At 69.7% G+C, this 11,076-nt stretch carries 8 protein-coding genes and 2 pseudogenes; 8 read left to right on the top strand and 2 right to left on the bottom strand.

Annotation, left to right across the window (positions count from 1 at the left end; genetic code table 11):
• Positions 1-524 precede the first annotated feature (524 nt).
• The 3 genes from AC5Y2S_RS28660 to AC5Y2S_RS28670 are packed head-to-tail and all read left to right on the top strand — an operon-like array spanning position 525 to position 2,394.
• A complete protein-coding gene (locus AC5Y2S_RS28660; protein WP_499959984.1) occupies positions 525-953 on the top strand; it encodes a DUF6653 family protein in 429 nt (142 codons plus the stop codon).
• 9 nt (positions 954-962) lie between these two features.
• Positions 963-1,202 carry a PspA/IM30 family protein gene (locus AC5Y2S_RS28665; protein WP_499959986.1) on the top strand — a complete coding sequence of 80 codons (240 nt, stop codon included), beginning with the start codon at positions 963-965 and terminating at the stop codon, positions 1,200-1,202.
• Position 1,203: 1 nt separating this feature from the next.
• Positions 1,204-2,394, top strand: coding sequence for a winged helix DNA-binding domain-containing protein (locus AC5Y2S_RS28670; RefSeq protein ID WP_499959988.1), 1,191 nt, complete (start codon positions 1,204-1,206; stop codon positions 2,392-2,394).
• Positions 2,395-2,448: 54 nt separating this feature from the next.
• Here AC5Y2S_RS28670 and uvrA read toward each other — a convergent pair whose 3' ends face one another.
• A complete protein-coding gene (uvrA, locus tag AC5Y2S_RS28675; protein ID WP_499959990.1) occupies positions 2,449-5,352 on the bottom strand; it encodes an excinuclease ABC subunit UvrA in 2,904 nt (967 codons plus the stop codon).
• 120 nt (positions 5,353-5,472) lie between these two features.
• Between uvrA and AC5Y2S_RS28680 the strand changes: the two genes are divergently transcribed.
• The 3 genes and pseudogenes from AC5Y2S_RS28680 to AC5Y2S_RS28690 all read left to right on the top strand — a co-directional run.
• A complete protein-coding gene (locus AC5Y2S_RS28680; RefSeq protein WP_499959992.1) occupies positions 5,473-6,159 on the top strand; it encodes an MBL fold metallo-hydrolase in 687 nt (228 codons plus the stop codon).
• Between the two features lie 142 nt (positions 6,160-6,301).
• Positions 6,302-7,792 (top strand): annotated as a pseudogene (locus tag AC5Y2S_RS28685) (PE family protein); the annotation flags it as partial.
• A 23-nt stretch (positions 7,793-7,815) separates the two neighbouring features.
• Positions 7,816-7,962, top strand: a pseudogene (locus AC5Y2S_RS28690) (hydrolase); the annotation flags it as partial.
• Between the two features lie 22 nt (positions 7,963-7,984).
• On the opposite strand, the gene AC5Y2S_RS28695 reads toward AC5Y2S_RS28690, so the two are convergent.
• The gene (locus tag AC5Y2S_RS28695) at positions 7,985-8,425 is read right to left on the bottom strand and encodes a universal stress protein (RefSeq protein ID WP_068107190.1); all 441 of its coding nucleotides are present in this window, start codon (positions 8,423-8,425) and stop codon (positions 7,985-7,987) included.
• 307 nt (positions 8,426-8,732) lie between these two features.
• Here AC5Y2S_RS28695 and AC5Y2S_RS28700 point away from each other — a divergent pair, with 307 nt between their 5' ends.
• Positions 8,733-10,316, top strand: coding sequence for a mannosyltransferase (locus tag AC5Y2S_RS28700; protein WP_499959994.1), 1,584 nt, complete (start codon positions 8,733-8,735; stop codon positions 10,314-10,316).
• A gap of 39 nt (positions 10,317-10,355) precedes the next feature.
• Complete coding sequence (locus AC5Y2S_RS28705; protein ID WP_499959996.1) at positions 10,356-11,075, top strand: MgtC/SapB family protein; 720 nt, start codon at positions 10,356-10,358, stop codon at positions 11,073-11,075.
• The last annotated feature ends 1 nt before the right edge of the window (position 11,076 follow it).

Raw genomic sequence — 11,076 nt, forward strand, 5'->3', positions numbered from 1 at the left:
GGTATTTCTTCTCTTGAGCATCGTTTGTCGTGGCCAAACCATTAGCGTTACCGATCAGTAATCGGCAACGAGCCGAGAGTTTGCGCTCGAAGACGCGGTGTGGCCTCGTTGGTGGGCGCCCCGGCGATCGGTTCGCCGGCCCACGGCGAGCCAATCGTGGCCCCACCCCCCGGCCCTGGCCGCTTCCCGAGCGGCGGTGACCTTCGCTTAACGCATCCCGGCCCCTCCACACGCAGATGATTCAACCGGACGGCCGTGAGGGCTTCTACCTGTGGATTCCCTGCGCGGCCACGGCCGCGAGGTCGCGGGTTTGCTGCCGCCATCCGTGGGAATCGCCTGCGCTTTGCGCCGGCTTTCGTGGGATTCGTTGATTTGGGCTCCGCGCGCGGCGGCACCGAAGACGCCGAATTTCAGCGACGAGACGCTTTCCTTCGCCAGCCGATTCCTCGGTAACTGACCGCTTTTAAGCAAGCAACTGCGGGTGGTTCGCCGCGAAAACCCGGCCGTCCGGCAGACTCGATGTGGTGACCGGCCAGCCGACCGTGGCGCGGGTGCGGCGTGCCATTTTCGCCCGACACTGCAACCCGTGGAGCGCCTGGACGCGCTGGGCGACCACTCCGCTGACGTTCCTGCCCGTGTGGACGCGGCGCTGGAGCCACGCGGCGTGGGTCGCGCTGTGGTTCGCCGTCAACCCGGTCGTCTTCGGCAAGCCGGCGGACGAAAGCGCCTGGTCGACCCGCGCGATGCTGGGCGAGGAACTGTGGATCAGCCGTCGGCCCCGGGACGCGGCGATGCTCGTCAGCGCCGTGACGTCCGCGTCCGCGGTGGGCGCCGTCGTCGCCGCCCGCCGCCGTCGGGCGAGACCCGCCGCGATCGCCACCGCGGTGCAGATGGCCCTGACGCTGGTGTATTGGGAGCAGATGGTGCGCTATTTGGACCGCCAGGCGCAGTAGCGTTGCGGCATGCCCGACGAACCGACAGTCTCCCAACCCGACCCCGGGTACGACAGCGCCGGCGTGCCGACTTTCGAATCCGTTCGCGAAAAGATCGAATCCCGGTACGCGACGGCAGAGGGCGCGGCGGAACTCGACGCCGACACGGCCGAGGGCCGCTCGGTCGAGGAGCAATACGACGAGCGCCAGCGCGCCGCCGCCGAGCGGCTGGCGCAGATCCGGGAGTCGATGCGCTCCGACGAGCGTTGAGGTGCATGCGCTCACCGTCGACGAGCGGCGTAACCGCCTGGCGCGCAGGCATTTCCTTGCGGCGAACGACACACCGCCGATAACCCGGGTGATCGGTGGGCTGGTCGGCCTGCACGCGACCGATCCCGCCACGCCCTACCTGTCGCTGTGGGCGCGCTCGCCGGGTTTCGCGACCGCCGACCTCGAGGCACAGCTGTACGAGAAGCGCTCCGCTGTCAGGCATCTCGCGATGCGCCGCACGCTGTGGCTGGTGATGAGCGAGGACCTGACGACGATTCAGGCGGCCGCCAGCGACCGGGTCGCCGACAACGAACGTCGCGGGCTGGCCGCCGATGTGCGCAAGGCCGGGGTGGCCGCCGACGGCGACCGCTGGCTCGACGCCGCATGCTCCGCGGTGGTGCGCCACCTCGGTGACCACGGCCCGGCCAGCAGCACCGAATTGCGGGCCGCGCTACCCGAGCTGGCCGGAACATACGACCCGGCGCCCGGAAAGCGTTGGGGCGGCGAGGTTCCGCTGGGTCCGCGCGTGCTGACGGTGCTGTCGGCGGGCGGCGAGATCGTGCGCGGGCCGAACGACGGCGCCTGGACCACGTCGCGGCCGCGCTGGGCCACCGCCGCGCACTGGCTCGGCGGCCTGGGCGACCCGACACCGGACCGGCAATCCCGGGCGGAGCTGACCCGCCGCTGGCTGGCGACCTTCGGGCCGGCGACCGTCGCCGACATCAAGTGGTGGTTCGGCAGCACGCTGACCGCGGCGCGACAGGCCCTGGCCGACGTCGGTGCGGTGGAAGTCGACCTGCACGGCGGCGGTGCGGGCTGGCTGCTGCCCGACGACCTGGATCCGGAGCCCGACGCGCCGCCGTGGGGTGCGCTGCTGCCCGGCCTGGACGTCACCACAATGGGCTGGTTTCAGCGCGATTGGTACCTCGGCGAGCACCGCGCCCAGGTTTTCGACCGCAACGGCAACGCCGGCCCCACGGCGTGGTGGAACGGCCGCGTAGTGGGCGGGTGGTATCAGGACGACGGCGCCCGCGTGCGGCTGCAGCTCCTCGAGGACCCCGGCCGCGACGGGCGGCGTGCCCTGCAGCGCCGCGCCGACGCGCTGACCGCGTGGCTGGACGGCGTGCGGATCAGCCCCCGCTTCCCGTCACCGCTGTCGAAGGCCGGTGCCGCCGGTCTCCGCGAAACTTAAACGGCAGCGATGCTTTTCGGCGTGTCGCGTGCGACGTTTAAGTGTCGCGACGGCTCAGGCGGTGACCTTGCGGCGCCCGCTCGAGCGCCGCGGCGGGGCGGGGCTGCCGACGACGTCGGCCAGGAACTTGCCCGTGTAGCTTTCCGGCACCGCGGCGATGTCCTCCGGGGCGCCTTCGGCGACAACGGTTCCGCCCTCGGCGCCACCCTCGGGGCCCATGTCGACGATCCAGTCCGACGTCTTGATGACGTCCAGGTTGTGTTCGATGACGATGACCGTATTGCCCTTGTCCACAAGGCCGTTGATGACGCTCAGCAGCTTGCGGATGTCGTCGAAATGCAGCCCGGTCGTGGGCTCGTCGAGGATGTAGATGGTCCGGCCGGTCGAGCGCTTCTGCAATTCCGCGGCCAGCTTGACGCGCTGCGCCTCGCCACCGGACAGCGTCGGCGCGGGCTGGCCGAGCCGGACATAGCCCAGCCCGACGTCGACGAGCGTGCGCAGATACCGGTGGATGCCGCTGATCGGTTCGAAGAACTCGGCGGCTTCCTCGATCGACATGTCCAGCACTTCGGAGATCGTCTTGCCCTTGTAGTGCACCTCCAGGGTCTCCCGGTTGTAGCGGGCGCCGTGGCAGACCTCGCACGGCACGTACACGTCGGGCAGGAAGTTCATCTCGATCTTGATGGTGCCGTCGCCGGTGCACGCCTCGCAGCGACCGCCCTTGACGTTGAACGAGAATCGGCCGGGCTGATAGCCACGGACCTTGGCCTCCGTGGTGGCCGCGAACAGGGTGCGAATCTTGTCGAACACCCCGGTGTAGGTGGCCGGATTGGACCGCGGCGTGCGGCCGATCGGCGACTGGTCCACCCGCACCAGCTTGTCCAGGTGGTCCAGCCCGGTGACCCGGGTGTGGCGACCCGGGACCTGCCGGGCGCCGTTGAGCCGGTTGGCCAGCACCGCGGCCAGGATGTCGTTCACCAAGGTCGACTTGCCCGAGCCCGACACGCCCGTCACCGCGGTCAGCACGCCGAGCGGGAACGACACGTCGATGCCGCGCAGGTTGTGTTCGCGCGCGCCGACGACCGTGAGCTGGCGCTTGTGATTGACGGGCCGCCGGATGGCGGGGATCTCGATCTTTTCCTTGCCGGACAGGTAGGCGCCGGTGATCGAGTCCTTGTTGGCGAGCAGCTCGCTGTAGGTGCCGCTGTGCACGATCTGGCCGCCATGCTCGCCGGCCCTCGGGCCGATGTCGACGATCCAGTCGGCGTGCGCGATGGTGTCCTCGTCGTGCTCGACGACGATCAGCGTATTGCCCAAATCCCTTAGGCGGGTGAGGGTTTCGATGAGCCGGCGGTTGTCGCGCTGGTGCAGCCCGATGGACGGCTCGTCGAGCACGTAGAGCACGCCGACCAGGCCGGACCCGATCTGGGTGGCGAGCCGGATGCGCTGGGCCTCACCGCCGGACAGCGTGGCCGCCGCGCGCGACAGCGACAGGTAGTCCAGCCCGACGTCGAGCAAAAACCCGAGGCGCGACTGGATTTCCTTGAGCACCTGCCCGGCGATCGCCTGTTCGCGCGCCCCGAGGGTGAGCGCGTTCAGGAAGTCCGAGCAGTCCGAGATCGACAGCTCGGACACCTCGGCGATGGACTTCTTGCCGTGCCGTCCGGCGGCCAGCGTGACGGCCAGGATCTCCGGCTTGAGCCGGGTGCCCTCGCAGACCGGGCAGGGCACGTCACGCATGAAGCCCTCGTAGCGCTCCTTCATCTGCTCGGATTCGGTCTGCGCCATCTTGCGTTGCAGGAATGCCAGCACGCCCTCGAAATCGGCGTAGTAAGAGCGGGTGCGCCCGTACCGGTTGCGGTACCGCACGTGCACCTGGTGGTCGGATCCCTCGAGGATGGCCTTTCGCGCCTTGGCCGGCAGCCTGCGCCACGGCGTGTCGACGTCGAAGCCCAGCTCCTCGCCGAGCCCTGCCATCATCCGGGTGAAGTACTCCGCGGTGTGCCCCGTCGACCAGGGCGCTACCGCGCCCTCGGCCAGCGTGCGCTCCGGGTCGGGCACCACCAGGTCGGGGTCGACCTCCTTGCGGATACCCAGGCCGGTGCACTCGGGGCAGGCGCCGTAGGGCGAGTTGAACGAGAACGACCGCGGTTCCAGGTCGTCAACGGCCAGCGCGTGCCCGTTGGGGCAGGCCAGCTTCTCGGAGAACCGCTGTTCGCGGTTGTGCGCGTCGTGCTCGTGGTCGACGAATTCCAGCACCACGATGCCGTCGGCCAGGTTCAGCGCGGTTTCCACCGAGTCGGTGAGCCGCTGCTTGGCGCTGGCCTTGACCGTCAGCCGGTCGACCACGACCTCGATGTCGTGCTTTTCCTGCTTCTTCAGCTTCGGCGGATCGGTCAGCGAATGCACCACGCCGTCGACCCGAACCCGGCTGTACCCCTGCGCGTTGAGCTTCTCGAACAGGTCGGCGAACTCGCCCTTGCGGGTGCGCACCACGGGCGCGAGTACCTGGAACCGGGTGCCCTCCGGCATCACCAGCACCTGGTCGACGATTTGCTGGGGCGTCTGGCGGGCGATGCGCTCACCGCAGACCGGGCAGTGCGGCGTGCCCGCGCGGGCGTAGAGCAGCCGCAGGTAGTCATAGACCTCGGTGATGGTTCCGACGGTCGACCGCGGGTTGCGGTTGGTCGACTTCTGGTCGATGGACACCGCCGGGGACAGACCCTCGATGAAGTCGACGTCCGGCTTGTCCATCTGCCCAAGGAACTGGCGGGCATAGGCCGACAGCGACTCGACGTAGCGGCGCTGGCCCTCGGCGAAGATGGTGTCGAACGCCAGCGACGACTTGCCCGACCCGGACAGCCCGGTGAACACGATCAACGAGTCGCGCGGCAGGTCGAGGTCGACGCCACGCAGGTTGTGTTCGCGGGCGCCCTTGACGATCAGTCGGTCAGCCACGCTGCCTTCTTTCAGGAACTATCAACGAATCTTCACGTGCTGTAGCCGTTGATGCGCACGGCGCATTCCATGCTATGTGCCGGTGCCGACAAGCAACGTATGACCAGTAACGTGGCCGCTATGACCGTCTCGGTTGAGCCAAGCGACAACTACACCGGACACGTCGACCCTGGTACCGCGGCCCGCCGGACCCTACCCGGCGCCACGATTCTAAAGGCGTCGGTCGGCCCGACGGACAACAACGCGTATCTGGTGACGTGTTCCGCGACCGGCGAAACCCTGCTGATCGACGCGGCCAACGACGCCGACGTCCTGATCACCCTCATCCGCCGGTACGCGCCGAAGGTGTCGCTGATCGTGACCAGCCATCAGCACTTCGATCACTGGCAGGCGCTCGAGGCCGTCGCGAAGGCCACCGGCGCCCCGACCGCCGCCACCGAGATCGACTCCGAGCCGCTACCAGTCCGGCCGGACCGTTTGCTGGCGGGCGGCGACACCGTGCGGATCGGCGAGCTGAGCTTCGACGTCATCCACCTGCGCGGGCACACTCCCGGCTCGATCGCGCTGGCCCTCGACGGGCCCGCGACCGGCGGGGTCACCCAATTGTTCACCGGGGACTGCCTTTTCCCCGGCGGCGTCGGCAAGACGTGGCAGCCCGGAGATTTCGCCCAGCTGCTCGACGACGTCACCACCCGGGTGTTCGACGTGTACGACGACTCCACCGTCATCTACCCGGGCCACGGGGACGACACGGTGTTGGGCGCCGAGCGGCCCCACCTGCGCGAATGGCGCGAACGCGGCTGGTAATCCGTCGGGCTACCAACCCGGTAACCACTGCCGGAAGGGTCAGCCGTAGAAGCATGTTGATGCTGGACGATTTGGGTATACGATCCGATCACGGTCGCCCGCAACCCGGCTTGGGTTGTCCTCGTTTGCTTGGAGGTGCGGGATGTCATTCGTGATCGCGGCGCCCCAGATGATGACTGCGGCGGCAACGGATTTGGCCGGTATCGAATCGGCGCTCAGCGCCGCCCACGCCGCGGCGGCGACCCAGACGACGGGGGTGGCGGCCGCGGCCGGCGATGAGGTGTCGGCGACCATCGCGGCGCTGTTTTCGGCACAAGGCCAGGAATATCAGGCGCTCAGTGCGCAAGCGGCGGCGTTTTATGACGGATTTGTGGGCGCCCTGACCTCGGGTGCGGGCTCGTATGCGAGTGCTGAGGCCGCCGCCACGACGCCCCTGCAGGACCTGCTCAACGCAATCAATGCGCCGTTCCTGACGCTGACCGGGCGGCCGCTGATCGGCAACGGCGCGAACGGGGTCGCCGGAACCGGCCAAAATGGCGCACCCGGCGGGTGGTTGCTCGGTAACGGCGGAGCCGGCGGGTCGGGTGCTGCCGGGGGCGCCCTGCCGGGGCAAAACGGCGGCAACGGTGGGGCGGCGGGGCTGTTCGGCACCGGCGGAGCCGGCGGCGTCGGCGGGTTTTCGTCCAATAACACTGGCGGGACCGGCGGGACCGGCGGGGCCGGCGGGCTGTTATTCGGCGCCGGCGGCGCCGGCGGCACGGGCGGGAACTCACTCCTCAACGGCGCGGGCGGGGCCGGCGGGACGGGGGGCGTCGCCGGGCTGTTCGGCACCGGCGGGGCCGGCGGCACGGGCGGCAACTCGGCGACGGGCATCTCCGGTGGACATGGCGGCAACGGTGGTTCCGGCGGGCTGTTCGGAAACGGCGGCGCGGGCGGGGACGGCGGCAAAACCGGCGGCACCAGCGGCGGCGACGGTGGCGCCGGAGGCGCCGGCGGCCTGCTCGGCGGCTCGGCCGGCGCCGGGGGCAGCGGCGGGCAAGGCGGCACTGCCGGCGGGTTCGGCGGAAAGGGCGGCGACGCCGGGTTCCTCTACGGTGCAGCCGGCACCGGCGGCACCGGCGGCGCCGGGAACACCAGCGGGGGACCCGGCGGTGCCGGCGGCAACGCCGTCGGGCTCTTCGGTGACGGCGGCGCAGGCGGCACCGGTGGGGTGGGCGGCACCGGCGGCGGTTCGGGTGGGACCGGGGGCCACGCCGGCTTGCTCTTCGGCGCCGGCGGGGGCGGGGGCACCGGCGGGTTCGGAGGCACCAGCGGCGGGGCCGGTGGGACCGGCGGCATCGCCGGCCTCCTCGCGGGCAACGGTGGCGCGGGCGGCATCGGCGGGGGCGCCAACGTGTTTGGCGGCGACGGCGGCACCGGAGGCAAGGCCGGACTGATCGGCAACGGCGGCGACGGCGGCACCGGCGGCGACGCCCCTGGGACGAGCGGCGGTAAAGGCGGTCATGGCGGCGACGCCGTGTTGATCGGCAACGGCGGTAACGGCGGCAACGGCGGGCTCGGCCCGGGCGGGTCTATCGGCGCCTCCGGCACTGGCGGCGCCGGCGGGCTGCTGCTCGGCCTGAACGGGATGAACGGGTCGCCGTAGCCACCCTCGCGGACTTCACTCAGCTGCTCGACGACGTCACCACCCGGGTGTTCGACGTGTACGACGACCCCACCGTCATCTACCCCTGCCACGGCGACGACACCGTGTTGGGAGCGGAGCGCCCGCACCTGCGCGAATGGCGCGAGCGCGCCTGGTAGTTCCCGGCTGGTATGCCTCGGACTACGTCGTGTGCACGATCAGCACGTCGACCTTGGCGCGACGCGAGACGTTGGCCGGCACCGAGCCCAGCAGCCGTCCCGCGATCGTGCTCAGGCCGACGTTGCCTACGACCAACAGGTCGGCTTTTTCGTCCTCGGCCAGCTTGACCAGCGCGTCGACCGGCGCGCCGACGATCGATCGGTCTTCCACGTTCTTGGCGCCGGCGTTATGCGCCCGCTCCTTGGCGTCCTGCAGGATCGCGTAAATCGGCGCGGTCCCGGACACCTTGTAGCTCTCGTCCCGCAGTGCGTCGGCGGCCCGGGTGTCCTCGTGTTGGGGCAGGTACGCCGACGCGATGATCAGCTTTGCGTCGTCCCCCGCGATCTGCGCTGCCCGGTCCACCGCGCGGAACGACGAATCCGAGCCGTCGGTCCCGACCACCACGGTTCGATAGGCGCTCATTTACCCTCCCAGTTTCGGTTGGTCAGCCAACCCAAGACAGTATCGCGTTTGCCGGATGGAAAGGAGAAAAGATTTCCGACTCAGCGTGGCGTGGCGTTAGCCGCATTTGCCGAGGCCGGTGGCGGCGACGACCGATTTGCCCGACCATCAAAAGCCCGATTGAGCAGGACTGACGCCGAAAGCCTTGGCTGGCCCCGCTTTTGGCGGAATGCGGGCGCGCGCCGCAACTTCGGGCAAGCACCCTACCCGCACCCGTCAGGCTGGCCGCGAGCCAGTTCACTTGGCGCCCCTTACAGTGACAATCATCATGGCCATATCCGCCGCTGAGCAGCGCGCCTCCGACGCTTCAGGCGTCGCTGAGGAGGGCGTGCCGGCGCGCCCGCGCGGCCGGTTGCTCGATCCGTGGGCGATCGCCGCCTTCGCCGCGGTCGTCAGCGCGTCCTGGGCCAGCAGGCCGTCGTTGTGGTTCGACGAGGGGGCCACCATTTCGGCCTCGGCGAGCAGGACCTTGCCCGAGCTGTGGAAGCTGCTGGGCCACATCGACGCTGTTCACGGGCTGTATTACCTGCTCATGCACGGTTGGTTCGCGATATTTCCGCCGACGGAGTTCTGGTCGCGGGCGCCCAGCGCCCTGGCGGTCGGGGCGGCCGCGGCCGGCGTCACGGTGTTCACCAGGCAGTTCGTCCCCGGGCGCGCGACGGCGCTGTGCGCGGGTGTGGTCTTCGCCATTTTGCCGCGCACCACCTGGGCGGGGATGGAAGCGCGCTCGTATGCCTTCGCGGCCGCCGCGGCCATCTGGCTGACGGTGTTGCTGGTCGCCGGCGTGCGGCGCAACCGGCCGCGATTGTGGGTTGGCTACGCGCTGGCGCTGATGCTGTCGATCCTGCTCAGCCTCAACCTGATCCTGTTGGTGCTGGTGTACGCGGTGATGGTGCCGTTGCTGGCACCGCGGAAGTCCCGCAGGTCCCCGGTCATGTGGTGGGCGGCGGCCACGGCCGTCGCCGTCGGCGCCATGACGCCGTTCCTCGTTTTCGCCCACGGCCAGGTGTACCAGGTGAACTGGATCTTTCCCGTCAGCTGGCACTACGCCTTCGACATCTTCCTGCGGCAGTACTTCGACCACAGCGTTCCGTTCGCGATTCTCACGGCGGTGCTGGTCGTCGCGGCGGTGGTCGCGTGGCTGAAGGGCGCGCGGGGTCCGGCCGGCGACCTGCGCGCCCTGCTGGTCGTATGCGCGGCGTGGATCGTCCTGCCCACCGCGCTCGTCGTCGTCTACTCGGCCGTCGTCGAACCGATATATTTCCCGCGCTACCTGATCCTCACCACGCCGGCGGTGGCCGTCGTCCTGGCCGTCTGCATCGTCACGCTCGCCCGCAAACCGTGGCCCATCGCCGCGGTGGTCCTGGCGTTCGCCGCGGCCGCGGTGCCGAATTACCTGTTCATCCAGCGCTGGCCCTACGCGAAGGAGGGCTGGGACTACAGCCAGGTGGCCGACCTGATCAGCTCGCACGCCGCGCCCGGGGACTGCCTGATGGTGGACAACACCGTGCCCTGGCGGCCCGGGCCGATCCGCGCCCTGTTGGCCACCCGGCCGGCGGCCTTCCGCTCGCTGATCGACGTCGAACGGGGCGCCTACGGGCCCAAGGTCGGCTGGCTGTGGGACGGCCACGTCGCCGTGTGGCTCACGACGGCCAAGATCAACAAGTGCCCGGCCATCTGGACGATCACCAACAAGGACGGCTCGCTGCCGGATCACCAAGCCGGACAGTCGCTGTCGCCGGGAAACGCCTTCGGGCGCTCCCCCGCGTACCGATTCCCGAGCTACCTCGGGTTCCACATCGTCGAACGTTGGCAGTTCCATTACTCGCAGGTCGTGAAGTCAACCCGGTGACGGGCGCGTAGAAGCGCCGTCCGTGGGTAGTTGACGGGCATGCAGATTCTGCTGGGCGGCCCACTGCTCGGCGGTGACGCGCAGGGCGCGCGTCACCTCATCGAACTGTTGGCGGCGTTCGGGTTGACCGCGTTCATCGGCCTGGAAAGAACCATCCAGGGAAAAAGCGCGGGGCTGCGGACGCAGACCATAGTGGGCACGTCGGCGGCGTTGATCATGTTGGTCAGTAAATTCGGGTTTTTCGATATCGTGCACGAAGGGACAGTCTCGCTCGACCCGTCCCGCGTCGCCGCCCAAATCGTCTCCGGGGTGGGGTTTTTGGGCGCCGGCATCATCATCACGCGCCGCGGCGCGGTGCACGGACTCACCACCGCGGCGGCGGTCTGGGAATCGGCCGCGATCGGCATGGCGGTGGGTGCCGGCCTGCTGCTGCTGGCCATCGCCGTCGTGGCGCTGCACTTCGTCAGCGCGCTCGCGTTCAGCGCCGTGGAGCGTCAGCTCAGCGCTCGGCTTCGCGGGACCCGCCGGCTGACCATCATCTACGAGAACGGCCGCGGCGTGCTTCGGGAGTTGCTGCGGATCTGCGGCCAGCGCGCCTGGCAGCTCACCGAGCTCGACGCGGACGCCCACGACATCGACGACGGCGAGGTCAGGGTGACGATGACGCTGTCGGGCGCCAAGATGGGCAACGCCTCAGAGGTTTTCGCCGGCGTGGACGGGGTGGTCGCCGTGCTGCGCGGCGGGGAAGAACCGGACTGAG

The sequence above is a fragment of the Mycobacterium sp. NGS69 genome (genome assembly GCF_059812165.1).